The 16,138-nt window shown below is 70.5% G+C and carries 16 protein-coding genes; 3 read left to right on the top strand and 13 right to left on the bottom strand.

Annotated elements, in window-relative coordinates; translation table 11 throughout:
* Positions 1–4 precede the first annotated feature (4 nt).
* The 3 genes from IE209_RS32125 to IE209_RS32115 form a co-directional block, all read right to left on the bottom strand.
* Positions 5–799 carry a transporter substrate-binding domain-containing protein gene (locus IE209_RS32125; protein ID WP_189690932.1) on the bottom strand — a complete coding sequence of 265 codons (795 nt, stop codon included), beginning with the start codon at positions 797–799 and terminating at the stop codon, positions 5–7.
* Positions 796–1,584, bottom strand: a complete 789-nt coding sequence (locus IE209_RS32120) for a GntR family transcriptional regulator (RefSeq protein ID WP_189690931.1) — start codon at positions 1,582–1,584, stop codon at positions 796–798. Before IE209_RS32120 ends, IE209_RS32125 begins: the two co-directional genes overlap by 4 nt.
* A gap of 112 nt (positions 1,585–1,696) precedes the next feature.
* Positions 1,697–2,719: an amino acid ABC transporter substrate-binding protein gene (locus IE209_RS32115; protein WP_229883164.1), complete on the bottom strand. Its 1,023-nt coding sequence runs from the start codon at positions 2,717–2,719 to the stop codon at positions 1,697–1,699.
* 223 nt (positions 2,720–2,942) lie between these two features.
* On the opposite strand from IE209_RS32115, the gene IE209_RS32110 reads away from it, so the two are divergent.
* The 3 genes from IE209_RS32110 to IE209_RS32100 all read left to right on the top strand — a co-directional run bounded on the left by IE209_RS32110 (position 2,943) and on the right by IE209_RS32100 (position 6,669).
* Positions 2,943–4,793, top strand: a complete 1,851-nt coding sequence (locus IE209_RS32110; protein WP_189690929.1) for a diguanylate cyclase domain-containing protein — start codon at positions 2,943–2,945, stop codon at positions 4,791–4,793.
* Positions 4,794–4,807: 14 nt separating this feature from the next.
* Positions 4,808–5,308 (top strand): cupin domain-containing protein, encoded by a 501-nt coding sequence (locus IE209_RS32105; protein WP_189690928.1) that lies wholly within the window; start codon positions 4,808–4,810, stop codon positions 5,306–5,308.
* 110 nt (positions 5,309–5,418) lie between these two features.
* The gene (locus tag IE209_RS32100; protein ID WP_189690927.1) at positions 5,419–6,669 is read left to right on the top strand and encodes a D-amino acid dehydrogenase; all 1,251 of its coding nucleotides are present in this window, start codon (positions 5,419–5,421) and stop codon (positions 6,667–6,669) included.
* 1 nt (position 6,670) lies between these two features.
* Here the strand turns inward: IE209_RS32100 and IE209_RS32095 are convergent, their stop codons facing one another.
* The 10 genes from IE209_RS32095 to IE209_RS32050 are packed head-to-tail and all read right to left on the bottom strand — an operon-like array spanning position 6,671 to position 15,973.
* Positions 6,671–7,591 carry a DUF6999 family protein gene (locus IE209_RS32095; RefSeq protein ID WP_189690926.1) on the bottom strand — a complete coding sequence of 307 codons (921 nt, stop codon included), beginning with the start codon at positions 7,589–7,591 and terminating at the stop codon, positions 6,671–6,673.
* Positions 7,588–9,492: a beta-ketoacyl-ACP synthase III gene (locus IE209_RS32090; protein ID WP_189690925.1), complete on the bottom strand. Its 1,905-nt coding sequence runs from the start codon at positions 9,490–9,492 to the stop codon at positions 7,588–7,590. The genes IE209_RS32095 and IE209_RS32090 overlap by 4 nt, the downstream gene beginning before the upstream one ends.
* 8 nt (positions 9,493–9,500) lie before the next feature.
* Positions 9,501–10,454 (bottom strand): fatty acid desaturase, encoded by a 954-nt coding sequence (locus IE209_RS32085; protein ID WP_189690924.1) that lies wholly within the window; start codon positions 10,452–10,454, stop codon positions 9,501–9,503.
* Positions 10,390–11,169 carry a sterol desaturase family protein gene (locus IE209_RS32080; protein ID WP_189690923.1) on the bottom strand — a complete coding sequence of 260 codons (780 nt, stop codon included), beginning with the start codon at positions 11,167–11,169 and terminating at the stop codon, positions 10,390–10,392. The genes IE209_RS32085 and IE209_RS32080 overlap by 65 nt, the downstream gene beginning before the upstream one ends.
* 29 nt (positions 11,170–11,198) lie before the next feature.
* On the bottom strand, positions 11,199–11,528 hold the full coding sequence (locus tag IE209_RS32075) for a BrnA antitoxin family protein (RefSeq protein ID WP_189690922.1): 330 nt from the start codon (positions 11,526–11,528) through the stop codon (positions 11,199–11,201).
* Between the two features lie 2 nt (positions 11,529–11,530).
* A complete protein-coding gene (locus IE209_RS32070; RefSeq protein ID WP_189690921.1) occupies positions 11,531–11,824 on the bottom strand; it encodes a type II toxin-antitoxin system RelE/ParE family toxin in 294 nt (97 codons plus the stop codon).
* Positions 11,825–11,878: 54 nt separating this feature from the next.
* Complete coding sequence (locus IE209_RS32065; protein WP_189690920.1) at positions 11,879–13,147, bottom strand: aspartate aminotransferase family protein; 1,269 nt, start codon at positions 13,145–13,147, stop codon at positions 11,879–11,881.
* Positions 13,140–14,231, bottom strand: a complete 1,092-nt coding sequence (locus IE209_RS32060; RefSeq protein ID WP_189690919.1) for a phosphotransferase — start codon at positions 14,229–14,231, stop codon at positions 13,140–13,142. Before IE209_RS32060 ends, IE209_RS32065 begins: the two co-directional genes overlap by 8 nt.
* A gap of 2 nt (positions 14,232–14,233) precedes the next feature.
* The gene (locus tag IE209_RS32055) at positions 14,234–15,262 is read right to left on the bottom strand and encodes a histone deacetylase family protein (protein ID WP_189690918.1); all 1,029 of its coding nucleotides are present in this window, start codon (positions 15,260–15,262) and stop codon (positions 14,234–14,236) included.
* 6 nt (positions 15,263–15,268) lie between these two features.
* Positions 15,269–15,973 carry an SDR family NAD(P)-dependent oxidoreductase gene (locus IE209_RS32050; RefSeq protein ID WP_189690917.1) on the bottom strand — a complete coding sequence of 235 codons (705 nt, stop codon included), beginning with the start codon at positions 15,971–15,973 and terminating at the stop codon, positions 15,269–15,271.
* Between the last annotated feature and the right edge of the window lie 165 nt (positions 15,974–16,138).

Raw genomic sequence — 16,138 nt, 5'->3', positions numbered from 1 at the left:
CGGCTTACTGGGGCAGGTCGCCGGCCGGGCGGCCGAGCCACTTCTGGGCCAGCTTGTCCAGGTCGCCCGAGGCCTTGGCTGCGACCAGGATCTCGTTGACCTTCATACGCAGCTTGTCCTCGCCCTTGGCCACGCCGATGAAGTTGGGCGAGTCCTTGAGCAGCAGCTTGTACTCGGCGCCGAGTTGCGGGTTCTTGGCCATCATGTTGCCCGCCACCGAGGCGCCCGTGGCGATCAGCTGCACCTGGCCCGCGACGAAGGAGGAGACGGTGGCGTTGTTGTCCTCGAAGCGCTTGATGTCGGTGCCGGCCGGGGCCAGCTTGGTCAGCTCCTGGTCCTCGATGGCGCCGCGCGTGACGCCCACGCTCTTGCCGGCCAGGTCGGCAAAGCTTTTGACGGCCATGGTCTTGGGCGCGAACACGGCCTGGAAGAAGGGCGAGTAGGCGGCCGTGAAGTCGATCACCTTCTCGCGCTCGGGGTTCTTGCCCAGCGTGGAGATCACGAGCTCGGCCTTGCCGCTCTGCAGGTAGGGGATGCGGTTGGCGCTGGTCACGGGCGTGAGTTCCAGCTTCACGCCCAGCTTGTCGGCGATGTAGCGCGCGGTGTCGATGTCCAGGCCCTGGGGCGCCAGGTCGGTGCCGACGAAGCCGTAGGGCGGGAAGTCGGTCGGCACCGCGATGGTGATCTTCTTGCTCGCCATCACCTTGTCCAGCGCGTTCTGGGCATGGGCGCCGGCGGCCATGCTGGCGAGCAGGGCGGCCGAGGTGGCGAGGGCGAGGCGGCGGGTCAGGGTCTTCATAGCAGGGCTCCGAGGTAGGTGGATGGTTCGTCCGGTCCGTCGCCCGAAGCTGGTGCATCGGCGCGGGCGGGTCGGCGTGGTGGGGTTCTTGTACGCAAGACTTGTGCCGCAGACCCGTCGACCGGTGCCAGTGCATCGCGCAGCTGGGCCAGCGGGTCGGTCTGCACGGGCAGGCGCAGCGCGTCGTGCACGGCCGCGATGTGCTGGTGCATCAGCGCTTCGGCCGCGGCGAAGTCGCCGCGCTCCAGCGCCGCGACGATCTGCACGTGGTCCTCGCAGGAGGCCTCGGCGTTGTTGGGCGACTGGTAGAGCATGGCGATCAGCGTGGTGCGCGCCGTGTAGTCGCGCAGCGTGTCGGCCAGCAGCGAGTTGCCCAGGCACTCGGCCAGGCAGACATGGAAGTCGCCGAGCAGGAAGCTGCGCGCGCCCACGTCCGTGCCCGAGAGCGCGGCCTTCTCGCGCGCCACATGGGCCCTGAGCTTTTTCAGTGCGCTCTTGTGCACCGTGGTGAGGCTGCGGATCAGGCCGGTCTCGATCACGCGTCGCGCCGCGAAGGCCTCGCGTGCCTCGTCTTCGGAGGGCTCGATCACATACCAGCCGCGCCGCGCGCTGACCGTGACGATGCCGCGCGCGGCCAGCCGCGTGAGCGCCTCGCGCACCACGGTGCGGCTGCAGTCGAACAGCATGGCGAGCGGCTGCTCGCCGAGGCGGGCGCCGGGCGCGAGCTTTTGCGCCATGACGGCCTGGATGATGCGTTCGCTGATCTCGGATGCGGTGCTGGGCATGGCCCTGCGTCAGCAGGAAGCGTGCCCGCTGGTATGCAAGATGGATGCACCAGTCTGGCGCGCGCCCCTGGTCGGCGCCGGCCCGGGGCACGGTGCGCCGGATGCCCGTGCTTCAGCGGATGGGCAGCGCGTACTGCAGGCCGCCGTGGTTCCACAGCGCGTTCAGGCCGCGCGGCAGGCCCAGCGGCGAATCGGCGCCGACGTTGCGGGCGAAGATCTCGCCGTAGTTGCCGGTGGCACGCAAGGCGTTGAGCAGCCAGTCGCGCTCCAGGCCGATCATCTTGCCGGTGTCGCCGCTGCGCCCCAGCATGCGCTGCACCTCGGCGTTGGGGTTGCTGGCGGCCTGCTGGGCCACGTTGGCGCGCGTGATGCCATGCTCCTCGGCTGCGATCAGGCCCTGGACGACCCAGCTGACGATCAGCGCCCATTCGTCGTCGCCGCGGCGCACCAGCGGCCCCAGCGGCTCCTTGGAGATCAGCTCGGGCAGGATGACGTGGTCGGCCGGCAGCGGTGTCTGCGTGCGCCGGATCACGGCCAGGCTGGTGGCGTCGGCAGAGATGGCGGCGCAGCGCCGGGCCAGGTAGGCCTCGGTGGCCTCCTTGAAACGCGCGAAGCGCAGCAGCTTGAACCCCATCTTCTGGGCGCCGGAGTACTCCTGCAGCGTCTGCTCGGAGCTGCCCGTGGTCGTCACGCAGATCGGCTTGCCACGCAGCTGGCGCGTGCTGCGCACCTTGCTGGCCGTGGGCACCAGGAAGCCCTGGCCGTCGTAGTAGGTGACCACCGTGGCCTGCGCGCCCATGCTGGTGTCGCGCGACATGGTGTAGCTGGCGGCGAAGGCGAGGATGTCGAAGCGACCCTCGCGCAGGGCGGGCAGCCGCTCGTCCACCTGCAGGTGCACGAACTTCACCTTGTCGCCGCTGCCCAGCACGGCGGCCGCCACGGCGCGGCAGATGTCCACGTCCATGCCTTCCCAGCTGCCGGGCGCGGCGCCCGGGTGCGAGAAGCCCAGCATGCCGGGGCTGATGCCGCACAGCAGCGCATCGCGCGCGCGCACGGCCTCCAGCGTGGGGCCGGCCTGGGCGGCCCAGGGTGCCAGCGCCAGCACGGCCAGCGCCAGGCAACGCCGCAGGTGCATGGCTGGCGCCTTCGTGCGCATCGCGGGCGGATGTGCGGCCGCGGGCAGGCTTGAAATGCGCATATCTTGTGCCAATCCTTTCGGAGATTTGGTATTGGGCGCCGGCAAATGGTAGCGCACTGCCGTGCATGCGGTGTGAAATCCTGGCGCGGCTTGCATGCCGGCCGGCCCGTCCGGGGCGCTCCTAGAATGGCCGGCTCCTGGCCGCACGTAACGACCCCGCATGCACGTTGACGAAGGATCCCGCGCTCGCCCGCCCGCGCTGCCGCCCTGGCTGGGCCAGGCGGTGGGTCCCTTGCTGATCATCGTGCTGGTCGTGGCGCTGGCGGTACTGGCCATCACGACCGACCATGCGCGCAGCCGCGAGCGCGCCCTGGTCGGAACGCAGAACCTCGCGCGGCTGGTCGAGGCGCAGCTGTCCGACAACTTCGACAAGATCGACATCTATCTGCAGCTCGTGGCCCTGCGCCACGGCGCGCTGCTGCAGGGCCGCGCGGGCGAGCCGCAGGGCGCGGTGCTGCAGGTGCAGCCGCGCATGGCGCGGATCGCGCTGGACGAGGTCGCGCTCGCCGATGCCGGCGGGATGGTGCGGCTGCACAGCGCCGCGCTGCCGCCGTCCATGGCGCAGGTGGGTGCGCAGGACTTCTTCCGGCGCGCCGTGGCCCAGCCGCGCGGCGCGCTGGTGGTGGCCGGCCCGGTGCAGGACGGCACGGCCCGCATGGTCTTCGCGCGCGCCGTCCGCGATGCCGACGGCAGCCTGCGCGGTGTGGTGTTCGCGAGCATGTCGGGCGCGCAGTTCGACCAGCTGTTCGACGGCGTCGATCTGGGCGCGCACGGCGCCGCCTCGCTGCGCACAGAGGAGTTGCGGGCCGTGCACTACCACCCGCAGACGCAGGGTGCCGCCGTCGGCGTGTCGGAAGTGTTGCGCCGCGCCGTGCGCGCGGCGCCGGCGGAAGGCACGTACGAAGCCGCAGGCACCGTGGACGGCCACCAGCGCCTGAACGCCTACCGGCGCCTGCGCGACCATCCCTTCTATGTGGTCGTGGGGCGGTCCACGCAGGACGTCATGGCCGGCTGGCGCGCCAACACGGCGATGGTGGCGGCGCTGGCGGCATTGACCGTGGTGCTCACGCTGTGGGCCTGGCTGGTGCAGGTGCGCTCGTCGCGGCGCCAGCTGCGGGCGCTGCACAACCGCTTCGAGGCCATCGTGCAGAGCTCTTCGGACAGCATCGTCAGCAAGACGCTGCAGGGCACCATCACGACCTGGAACCGCGGGGCGCAGCAGATGTTCGGCTACACCGAGGCGCAGATGCTGGGCCAGTCGGCCGTGCTGCTGGCGCCGCCCGAGCGCCGGGGCGAGGATGCCGCGCTGATCGCCCGCGTGCAGCGCGGCGAGCGCGTGCAGGACTACGAGACCCAGCGCGTACGCAAGGATGGCACGGTGATCGACGTGTCGATGGCGGTGTCGCCCGTGCTCGACGCGCGCGGGCGCATCGCCGGCATCTCGGTCATCGCGCGCGACATCAGCCGCCACAAGGCCATGGAGGCGGAGATCCGCACCATGGCCTTCAACGACCCGCTGACCCGGCTGCCCAACCGGCGGCTGCTGATGGACCGGCTGCGCCAGGCCCAGCTCGCCAGCGGCCGCCAGCGCAGCTACTTCGGCGTGCTGTTCATCGACCTGGACGGCTTCAAGCGCATCAACGACGGCTTCGGCCACGAGGCGGGCGACCAGTTGCTGGTCGAGGTCGGCCGGCGGCTGCAGGCGGCGGTGCGCCAGCACGACACCGTGGCCCGGCTGGGCGGCGATGAGTTCGTCGTGCTGCTCGAGGAGCTGGGCGTGGACGAGAAGACCGCGGCCGACCATGTGAACACCGTGGCCGACAAGATCCTCGATGCGATCGAGCGCCACCACCACCTGCGCGGCGAGACCTACCGCTGCTCGGCCAGCATCGGCATCCGCCTGCTGGTGGGCAGCCAGGAGAGCCCCGAGCAGGTGCTGATGGACGCCGACGCCGCGATGTACAGCGTCAAGCGCCAGCGCCGCGCGCTCAAGACCTTTGCCTTCGAATGAACCGGGAGAACGCCATGGCACACGAACACCACTACCACCACCCCGACGACGCGCAGGCACGCTGGAAGCACGACGGCGTGCGCGTGGTGCCCGGCAACCAGCTGGACGCCAACACCGCCCAGACGCCCGGCATGGACCGCAAGGCCGCCATCAACTTCGCGCGCGTGGGGGCCAGCAAGCTGTGGGCCGGCACCGTGACCATCCATCCCGACGCCAAGACCGGCGCCCACCACCACGGCCATCTGGAGAGCGTGATCTACGTGGTGCGTGGCCGCGCGCGCATGCGCTGGGGCGAGCGGCTGGAGTTCACGGCCGAGGCCGGGCCGGGCGATTTCATCTACGTGCCGCCCTATGTGCCGCACCAGGAGATCAACGCGAGCGAGACCGAGCCGCTGGAATGCGTGCTGTGCCGCAGCGATGGCGAGGCCGTGGCCGTGAACCTGGACATCGCGCCCGTGGAGAAGCCCGACACCGTGCTGTGGGTCGACCCCACGCACCCGCACGGCGGGATCTGATCCGGGCCGATCAGCCGCGCTAATGGAAGATGTGATCGCCGGCTGGAGCGGCCGCCATGGGGCGATCGCTCGCACAATCCGCGCCACACGAAAAACGCGGGAGGGCGGGCATGAAAGTGGTGGTCTTGGGCAGTGGCGTGATCGGCACGACGGCGGCCTTCTATCTGGCGCGCGACGGGCACGAGGTCACCGTCGTCGACCGCCAGCCCGCGCCCGCCATGGAAACCAGCTTCGCCAATGCGGGCGAGGTCTCGCCCGGTTACTCCGCGCCCTGGGCCGGGCCGGGCGTGCCGGTCAAGGCCATCAAGTGGCTCATGATGCACCACAGCCCGCTGGTCATCCAGCCGCTGCTGAGCCCGGCCATGTGGCGCTGGGGCATGTCCATGCTGCGCAACTGCACGGCCGAGCGCTACCGCATCAACAAGGCGCGCATGGTGCGCGTGGCCGAGTACAGCCGCGACTGCCTGCAGGCCCTGCGCGCGGAGACCGGCATTGCCTACGACGAGCGCAGCCAGGGCACGCTGCAGCTGTTCCGCGAACAGAAGCAGCTCGACGGCACGGCCGGGGACATCGAGGTCTTGAAGCAGTACGGCGTGCCCTACGAGGTGCTGGACATGGACGGCTGCGTGCGCCACGAGCCCGCGCTGCAGGCCGTGCGCGAGAAGTTCGTGGGTGGCATGCGCCTGCCCGGTGACGAAACCGGCGACTGCTTTCTGTTCACGCAGCGGCTGGCGAAGCTGGCCGAGGGCCTGGGCGTGCAGTTCCGCTACGGCGTGAACATCCAGGGCATCGCCCAGGCCGGTGGCGACATCACGGGCGTGCGCACCGATGCGGGCCTGCTGCAGGCCGACCGCTACCTGGTCGCGCTGGGCAGCTACTCGCCACTGCTGCTCCAGCCGCTGGGCCTGCACCTGCCGGTCTACCCGGTCAAGGGCTACTCGCTGACGCTGCCGATCACCGACGCCAGTGGCGCGCCCGAATCCACGGTGATGGACGAGACGCACAAGGTCGCCGTCACGCGCCTGGGCGAGCGCATCCGCGTGGGCGGCACGGCCGAGCTGGGCGGCTTCGACCTGAGCCTGAAGCCCGAGCGCCGGCGCACGCTGGACCACGTGGTCAGCGACCTGTTCCCGCGGGGCGGCGATCTGGCGCAGGCCAAGTTCTGGTGCGGCCTGCGGCCCATGACGCCGGACGGCACGCCCATCTTGGGCCCGACGCGCTACCCCAGGCTGTGGTTGTCCACGGGCCATGGCACGCTGGGCTGGACCATGGCGGCCGGCACGGGCCGGCTCATGGCCGACTGGATCGCGGGCCGCCAGCCGGCCATCGACACCGAAGGCCTGAGCCTGGCGCGTTATTGAGCTACTGAGCGGACGCGTCGCCGCTGGTGGTGTGGACCACGCCGCCCTCGGCCTGCGCTTGCTTGAAGCGCATCAGCAGCGCGTGCAGCATCTCGGTCGACAAGCCGTGGATCACCAGCCGGTGCCCGGCACGCAGCGTGGACAACGGCACCAGCGGGTGCTTGTTGTTGACCAGCACCAGGTGCTCGGGCGCGGCCAGCAGCGTGGCGCAGTAGATGCCGATGGTCTCGTCCAGCTGCAGCGAGTTGGCCGCCCGCCAGAAGTCGTTGTCGGTCAGCAGCAGCTGGTAGAGCGGCGTGAACAGCTCGATGGCACTCTGCAGGTCCAGGAAGTTGAGCCGGCCGTGCGGCATGTCCTCCAGCTTCAGATCGGGGTCGCGCAGCATCGTGAGGTCCAGGTGCGCGGGCTTGTGCAGCTCCAGGCCCTGGTCGCGCAACGCCTGGTTCAGCCGGATCACGAAGTTGAACAGGTTCAGGTCGTGCTTCAAGAACAGGTCGTCGCGCAGCGCGTCGATGTCGGTTGGCTCCAGCGGGCTCGTGGGCACCGGCGCAGGGGAGTTGCGGGCTATGAAGGCCAGCACCTGCGAGCCCAGGTGGAAGTGGCGCAGGATCAGCCAGTTGGCCTGCGGCGAGACGAAGCGCTTGAGCCCCCAGACCAAGAGGGCGTGCAGCGCGCCCGAGTGCGACCAGTTGCGCGGGAAGAACACCTTCACCACCTGCAGCAGCACGATGACCGTGCGCGCCAGCGGCCGCAGGAAGGGCAGCAGATACTGGCGCGAGGCCGAGCTGGAATCGGCCAGCCAGGCCGTCTTCACGGGGTCGGGCAGGGGTGTGCTCTGGTCCAGCCACAGAGCAAGCCAAGGGCTGGGGTCGCGGTCGTCGTGGGCGCGGGCCAGGAAGTCGGGCAGGAGCTTCCTGCTCATGGCGCTGCCCGTCCTTCGGTCACGTGCTGGAACTGCATCAGGTACAGCGCCGCCGTGTGGCGCGCCGTGGCGACGATCTGCTGCGCGGCGCGGCCATCGGTGTCCAGTGCCATGACCATCTCCACCGCCATGAGCCAGCGCGCGAGGTGGTTCTCGTCGTTGTGGCCGTGGTACTCGAGGAAGCGGAAGCACTCCGGCGGCAGTGGCAGCGCCGCCCGCAGCAACGGCAGCAGGGCCGGCACGATGCGCTGGCCCGTGCCCTCGATGATGTAGATCGCGCCCAGCAGGCCGAAGGGATCGGGCGTGGCGGCCAGGCGGTGCAGGTAGGCGTTGAGTGCCTCGCCGCCCGGGTTGCGGCGCAAGGCGGCGATGTCAGAGACGGTGCCGCCGGCCTTGCGGTAGTCGTCGAACAGGATGCGAAAGTCGTTCTGCTCCTCGCCCGCATGCACGCCGATCAGCGCGGCCAGGCCCTGGTAGGGCGCGCTCAGCGAGGCTGCGCCTTCGCGCATCCACAGGCTGCCTTCGCGCACCTGCGGCACCCAGTGTTCCATCCAGTTCAGGTAGTCGGGCACGGCGAAGCGGCGCTCGCGGATCTGCCGCACGAGCGGCGTACGCCAGACCTCGGAGCGGTAGCCGTGCCAGATGGCGGCCAGCGCGGTCAGCAGGTCGCGCAGCGGTGCGGGGGCCGTGGCCGGGTCGTGCGGCGGGGCGATGTCGGTTTCGTCCGGTGCTGCCACGCGCGCGGCGGGGCGCGCCGGCACGGGCGCGTCAAGCTCCTGCACCTCCAGCAGCATGTACGCCGCCATGAAGCGGCCCGATTCGGGCACGTAGCAGAACAGCTGCTGGCCGGCCTTGAGTTCGCGCGTCTGCAGGAACTCGGCCAGCATCACGAGGATGGAGGCCGCGCCCGTGTTGCCGCGCCAGGCCAGGTTGCTGTACCAGCGCTCGCGCGGGATCGCCAGGCCGGCCTTGTCCATGAGGTCCTCGACCACGGGGATGAACTTCTCCGAGGAGTAGTGGCACAGGAAGTGGTCGACCTTGGCCGGGTCCAGCCAACCCCCGTGCACGAGCTGCGCGTACTCGTGGATGCCGATGTCGAACAGATGCGGCAGCAGCCGGATGTCCTGGCGCAGCGAGAGTGCGCCGGCGGCCTCGGCATCGGTCCAGGAGTCGAAATCCAGGTGGCCGCGCGCGCGGTCTTCCGTGAGGCCCAGCTGCATGCAGACCGGGTAGTCGCCCGAGAAGGCGCGCTGGTGGATCCACTTGAGCTGCAGGCGCAGGCCGGGTGCCCGGGGCAGGGCGGCGCCCTGGTCGGACAACAGCAGCGCGCCGGCGCCGTCGGACAACATCCAGCGCAAAAAGTGCGAGTCGAAATCGGTCTCGTAGCCGCGTGCCGCAAAGCGCGAGCGCTTGAACAAGCGCGAGGGCATCTCCGCCGCCACCGCCAGCGCGGCGCGGTGCGCGCCGAGCTGCACGCCCTGCGCGGCGGCCTGGATGGCCGACACGCCGGCCGCGCAGATGCCGTGCACCGACAGCGTCTCCATGGGCGGCGCGGCGAGCTCGCCCTGCACCATGTTGGCAAAGCCCGGCATCAGCGTGTCGCCGCCCGAGCTGCCGGTCGCCAGCAGCGAGACGTCGGCAAGCAGGCGGCCCCCGCGCTGCAGGCAGTCGCGCACCGCATGGGCCGCCATCTGGGCATTGCTGAAGACAGTGCGGCCTTCGGTGTCGATGGCGTAGTAGCGCTGCTGGATGCCGTTCTCGGCCAGGATGCGGCGCTGGATGCGCGAGGACAAGCGGTTCAACGGCGCGATGTAGGCGTCCATCTGCGCGTTGGCGACGGGCTCGCCGGGCATGAAGTAGCCGGCGCTTTGGACGAAGACACGGTCGAAGGTGACGGGCATGTTCTGGATCAGCTGTTGTGGGCCGGCATCAGCGAGCGGCTGCGGTAGCGCGGCAGCACACTGCCGAGCACGAACACGCGCAGCATATAGGGCACGAGGCCGCCTTCGTTGAGGGCAGGGTGCACGCGTGCGCGGTAGTGCGCATGGTGCAGGCCGCGCAGCTCGGACCAGTGCGCATGCGGGTGCTCGTGGTGGGCCGTGTGCAGGCCGATGTTGAACAGCAGCGGGTTGAGCCAGCCCTCGAAGTTGCGCGCGTAGTTGAGCGGGCCCTGGGGCTGGCGCCCCGCCGCGCTGCCGTCGGCATGGGCGTGCTGCAGGTAATTGGTGGCCAGCAGCCAGTGCAGCCCGTGCAGCTGCGGCACGATCACGAACAGCAGGGCCTTCTTCCAGTCCAGCGCGAGCAGCACCGCCCAGGAGCCCAGCCAGACGGCGTACTGCGCCATGCAGTAGCGAAATGCGCCGCTCTGGTGCCGGTAGAGCCTGGCGAGCCAGCGCAGGAACAGCGGGTACAGCACCCAGACCGCCTGCAGCGGGTGCAGCAGGTAGCCCAGCAGGTGGTTGGTGTCGCCGCCAAAGCGGTAGGTGCGCGCCACGTCCTCGGGGCCGTGCCGGTGGCGGTGGTGGTTGGCCACATGGGCGGGCCAGAACACGAAGCTCGGATGGCCTTGCAGCAGCGTGATCCAGAGGTCGGTCGCGCGGTTCGCGCGGCGACCGCGCCACATGCGCAGGTGCGTGTGGTTGTGGTGGATCACGCCGATGCCCAGCGTGAGGAACAGCATCAGCGCGTAGAGCGCGGCATTAAAGCCATGGACCCACTGCCAGGCGGCCAGCGCCGGCAGCGCCGCCAGGTAGAGCAGGCTCTGCCAGTCGCTGCGGTGGCGCAGCCGGGGCAGCCGTTCAGCCCTGCTGCGCACGCCGCTCCTGCCTGCGCCGCCAGGCGGCGATCTGCGGCTCGGCCGCATCGGCTGGCAGCCGCGTGCCGAACAGCCTGTCCATGAAGGTGAACTGGAAGCCGTAGTTGCCCGCATGCGCCGCATGGTGCAGGTGGTGGCGCCGGCTGGCCGCGAACCAGTGGCCGTAGGTCACGCGGGGGAAGAAGTCGTAGTTGGCGTGGCCGATGTTGTTGAGCACGAGGCTGAACACGGGCACCGAGGCCAGCGCCCAGAAGCTGAAGTCGTGCAGCACCATGGGCAGCAGGATCACGTTGCCCAGCATGGCGGCCTCCACCGGATGGAAGCTGTAGGTGGACCAGGGCGTGCTGACCATGGAGCGGTGGTGCGGACCATGGAAGCGCTTGAGCCAGCGCGTGTGCAGCAGCCGGTGGTTGATCCAGAAGTGGATGTCGTTCCAGACCATGAGCACGCCGATCTCCAGCGCGATGCGCCATCCGCTCGGGTCGACCGCCAAGCGGGCCCAGCCCAGCTGCAGCAGCCCCCAGGGGAAAACCATGCCCAGGCCGAAGATCAGCACCGAGCCGCCCGACTGCAGCAACTCGCGCCGCAACTGCTCGGGCGTGACCGGCCGCGGATCGAGCACACGGCCGATGCCCAGCGCCGGCAGCAGCCGGCGCGTGAGCAGCCAGTTCAGTCCGCCGAAGACGAGGTAGATGCCGCCGAAGAACAGCAGGCCCCAGGCCATGACGGCCGGCATCGACAGGGATTGAAAGGCTTGGCCCATGGTTGCGGGCCGAAGGATAGCCCAGCCGTTCAGGCCGCCGTGTCCGCCTTGAATCGACCAGCCTTGAGTGCCCGGCGTAAGGTGTCGTTCACGCGGGTCTGCCAGCCGGGGCCTGTCGCCTTGAGGCCTTCCAGCACCTCGGGGTCGAAGCGGATCGTGGTCGAGACCTTGGCGTCGGCCTTCACGCTGCCGGCGGGGCGGCCGCGCTTGCGCGCAGCGATCTGCGTCGGCGTGTGGACCGCTGCGAACTGACCGGCCTTGGCCTCGGCCAGCGACTCGCGCAGGCCTGGCAGGGCCTCGCCCGCATCGGCCTCGATGGCGGCCGCGACCTTGTCGATGTTCAGACGTTTCCGTGGCATGCCTAGCTCCGGTGGATGTCCTTGGGCGCGATGTTGGTCCGGTCGGCCTTCGCGTAGACGGCCACCAGCAACACGATTTCGTCGCCGGACAGGTTGAAGTAGATCACCCGTGCGCCGGAACGCTTGCCTCGGCCCTGCACGGCCCAGCGGACCTTGCGTGCGCCATCGGCGCCAGGGATCACATCGCCCGCTTCGGGGTGGGCGGCGATCCAGGCGATGAAGGCGTGGCGCTCGTCCTGCGACCAGATGGCCGCAGCCTGCTTCTGGAAGGTCGGCGTTTCGACGACGGTGAACACGATTTCATTGTAGTAACAAGAAAATCATTTTCAAGCCCCACGGCGGGGCGATCTTCAGAGCGTGCCCAGCACCTCGTCCAGCCGCTCGACCAGCAGGTCGGCATGCGCGCGCTGGAACACCAGCGGCGGGCGGATCTTGAGCACGTTGGCGTCGGGCCCCGTGGCGCTCAGCAGCACCTGGCGCTGGCGCAGGCCGTTGACGACCTTGGCCGCCTGGGCCGTGGCCGGTGCGCGCGTGGCCCGGTCGGCCACGAGCTCCAGCCCGATGAACAGGCCCGCGCCGCGCGCCTCGCCCACGATGGCATGGCGCTGGCCCAGCGCGGCCAGCTTTTCGCGCAGGTAGTTGCCCACGTTGAGCGCATTGCGCTGCAGGTCGTTCTGCTGGATCACGTCGAGCACGGCCGAGGCTGCGGCCATGGAGACCGGGTTGCCGCCGAAGGTGTTGAAGTAGCGGCTGGCCTGGCCGAAGGCCTGCATGACCTCGGGCCGCACCGTGAGCCCGGCGACCGGGTGGCCGTTGCCCATGGGCTTGCCCATGGTCACCATGTCGGGCACCACGCCGTGGCGCTGGAAACCCCAGAAGGCCTCGCCCGTGCGACCGAAGCCGGGCTGCACCTCGTCGGCGATGAACACGCCGCCGGCCGCGTGGATGGCCTCGACCGCCTCGCGCAGGAAGCCGGCCGGGGCCGTGAACACGCCGTCGCTGGAGAACACGGTGTCCACGAGCAGCGCGGCGGGCTGGAGGCCGTGGGCCCGCAGGTCGGTGATGGCGGCGCGCACGCCGTCGGCGAAGCGCTTGCCGGTCTCGGCATCGTCACCCGTGGGCGCGTCCACGAGCCGCACGTGGTCGCCGATGCGCACGTACTGGCCCAGCGAGGGCGAGGCGCAGGCGATCGCCGAGGTCACGCCGTGGTAGGCGAAGCGCGTCACGATGAGGCCGGTGCCACCCGTGTGCGCCGTGGCGATGCGCATGGCCAGGTCGTTGGCCTCGCTGCCCGTGCAGGTGAAGGTGGCGTGGCCGAGTTCGGGCGGCATGGTGGCCAGCAGGCGCTCGGCGTAGTCGAGGATGCCCTCGTGCAGGTAGCGCGTGTGCGTGTTGAGCACGGCGGCCTGGCGCGCGATGGCTTCCACCACCTCGGGCCGCGCATGGCCCAGCGGCACCACGTTGTTGTAGGCGTCCAGCCAGGGCGTGCCCTTCTGGTCATAGAGCCACACACCTTCGCCGCGCACGGGATGGAAGGGTTCCTCGTAGAACAGGCGGTAGGCCGGGCCCAGCAGGCGCGCGCGGCGGGCCAGCAGGTCGGCGGTGGAGGTCTCAGGCATGGGTGGTCTCCGGGGTGCGGCAGGCGGCGTGGATGGCGTCCTGCACCTGTTCGGGCGTGAGCTCGGCGCAGGCCTGCAGGCGCGCCCACGACACGGCGTTGTTGCGCATGAGGTAGGGCGCGTTCTCGGGTTGGCGCGCGCCACGCCAGCCGCTGATCGCGACCACCATGGACAGGCGTGCGCGCACGAGGTCGAGCAGCGCCAGGGTCTCGGCCTCCAGCAGCGGCGACGCCGCGTGGTAGTCGGCCGCGAACTGCGCGATCGTGGCCAGTGCGTCGCCTTGCTCGTCGATGTGGTAGGAGGCCGCGACGGCCAGGTCGTCCACGAGCGGCGCATGCACCATGTCGCCGAAGTCCAGGATGCCGGCCACGCGCGCGGGCTCCTGCGCGTCGACCAGCAGGTTGTAGAGGTTGAAGTCGTTGTGGATGGGCTGGCGGCGCAGGCCGGCCAGCCGCGGCTTGGTGCGGCGCTCGAAGCCGGCCAGCGCCGCCTCGGCCAGCGCGCGGCGGGCTGGGTCGGTCACATGGGTGAGCAGCGGACGCACGCGGTCGGCCCGCTGGATGTCCCAGGGCAGTTCGCGCGCGGCGGCCGGGTGTTCCAGGCCGGCCAGCGCGCGGTCGAGCCGGGCCAGCATGCGGGCCACGCTCGTGCGCTGCGCGGCCGAGCGCGGCGCCTGCGGCATGGGCAGGCCCTCGAGGTAGCTGAAGACCCGCGCCACGCGCGTGCGGCCTTCGGCGTCCTCGATCTGCACCGAGGGCGCGCCGTGCCGGTCCGGCAGCAGGCGCTGCACGGGCAGGCCGGGGTCGGTGCGCGCGACATGCAGCAGCGCCTGCGTCTGGAAGTCCGCCACCACGGGGTCTTCGTCCGGGTGCGAGAGCTTGAGCATGCAGCGCGCGCCGCCGCCGGCCGGCTCCAGCAGGAAGTTGGCGTCGCGCTCGCCCGTGAGCGGCTTGAGCTGGCCCTGCAGGCCGTACAGGCGCTGCAGCAGGTCTGCCGCCCAGCCGGTCGCGACCGGCGCGGGCGGGGCGGTCAGGACTGCGGCTTCGGGCAGGGCCGCGCGGATCGCGGCGTCCAGGTCTTCCATGCTCAGGCCGCCTTCTCGAACCCACCCAGCGCGCTCGCCAGGTTGGGCCCCAGGTCTTCCGACAGGTAGCCGCCTTCCTGCACGAGCACGGTGGGCAATCCCAGGCGCGCGATCTCGCCGAGGATGCGGGCGAAGCCCGGTGTGCTGACGGCCAGCATCTGGTAGGGGTCGTGCTCGTGCGCGTCCAGGCCCAGGGCCACGACCAGTGCGCCCGGCGCGTAGGCGCGGATGGTGGACAGGGCCGTGGCCAGCGCTGCGAGGTAGCCCTCGTCCTGCGTGGCACGGGCCAGCGGCAGGTTCAGGTTGTAGCCCAGGCCTTCGCCTTCGCCGATCTCGTGGGCATGGCCCGTGAAGAAGGGCGTGCAGAAGTGCGGGTCGCCGTGCAGCGACACGGTCAGCACGTCCTTGCGGCGCCAGAAGATGCCCTGGGTGCCGTTGCCGTGGTGCACGTCGATGTCCAGGATGGCCACGCGGTCGTGCTGGCCGCGCAGGTGCTGGGCTGCGATGGCCGCGTTGTTGAGGTAGGTGAAGCCGTTGGCGCGGTCGGCGTAGGCATGGTGGCCGGGCGGGCGGCACAGCGCGTAGGCGGCACGTTCGCCGTCCAGCACGAGCTGGGCCGCGTGCGTGGCCACGTGGGCCGACCAGGTCGCGGCATGCCAGGTGTGGCGGCCGATGGAGCAGGCCATGTCGCCCATGTGGTAGCCGGCCTGGCCGACCAGGCTGTCGGGGTAGGTGAAGGGCTGGCCCGGGAAGGGGTGGACGTTGGGCATCACCTCCTCGGACGCGCCTTCGAGCTGCTGCCAGCGTTCCCAGGCCGTTTCCAGGAAGCGCAGGTACTGCGGCGTGTGGATCGCGGCGCGCGGGCCGGGGCCGTGGTCCTCGGGCGCGAGGATCTCGTGGCCCTGGGCGCGCGCGGCGTTGAGCAGCAGCGTGCCGCGCTCGGGCTGCTCGTTGCTGCGCTTCATGCGGCCGCGCACGATGAACTGCTGTGGGTCGTGGCCGACGTGCTGGTCGCTGTAGATGACTTTCATGGTGTTTCAGTATTGGGGTTCGACGGTCCAGCTGATGGGGATCTCGGCCACGCTGGCCGAGGCGGGGAGCTCGAGCACGGTGCGTGCGATGCGGGCGATGTCTTCGGGCTGCGTGGCCTGTTGCAGCTGCTCGGGCGGCAGGCTGGCTGCCATGTCGGTCGCGACGAAGCCCGGGCACAGGGCGGTGCAGCGCACGCGCGATGCGGCGCCGCAGTGGCGGATGCCATGGGCCAGCGACAGCACCGCGGCCTTGCTGAGCGCGTAGAGCGAGGCATCGGCCGTGCGCACGCGCTTGGCCGCGAGCGAGGCCATGACCAGCACCTTGCCTTCGCGCGCGGCCAGCAGGTGCGGCCAGGCCTTGCGTGTGAGGCGCAGCGGCGACTTGACGTTGACCTCCAGCAGGCGGTCGACCTCGTCATCGTCGGCCGCGATGACCGAGCGGGTGCTCAGGATGCCGGCGTTGTGAACGAGCGCGTCGATGCCGCCGAAGTCGCGCACGGTGGCGGCCACCCAGTCGGTTTCGCTCTGTTTGTCCTCGGCGTCGAAGCGGTGGACGCGCAGCTGGTCGGCGCTGTAGCCGGAATAGGCGTCGGTGGCGCTGCGTGCGCCAACGCTCACGCGCCAGCCATGGGCCAGCAGTTCGCGGGCGATGGCCAGGCCGATGCCGCGGGTGCCGCCGCTGACCATGGCGATGGGGGCAGGTTGATTCATACGAGCCGTCCTCTCAGTGGCGTGGCCGAGCGCAGCGATGGCCCGTCTGTGACCCCGCTCCCGGGGCCCCTGTGCCCACGCCGAGGAGCGCAGTGGCCTGGGCGGCGCGGGGAACCTCGCGCTTTGTCATCTGACTCATTGCACTTGTTCGAGCTGAGTGAGCGA

The sequence above is a fragment of the Pseudorhodoferax aquiterrae genome (genome assembly GCF_014652235.1).
GTDB lineage: Bacteria > Pseudomonadota > Gammaproteobacteria > Burkholderiales > Burkholderiaceae_C > Pseudorhodoferax > Pseudorhodoferax aquiterrae.
Note: the sequence above shows the minus strand (reverse complement) of the source record. Positions and strands in the feature narration are given on the sequence as shown.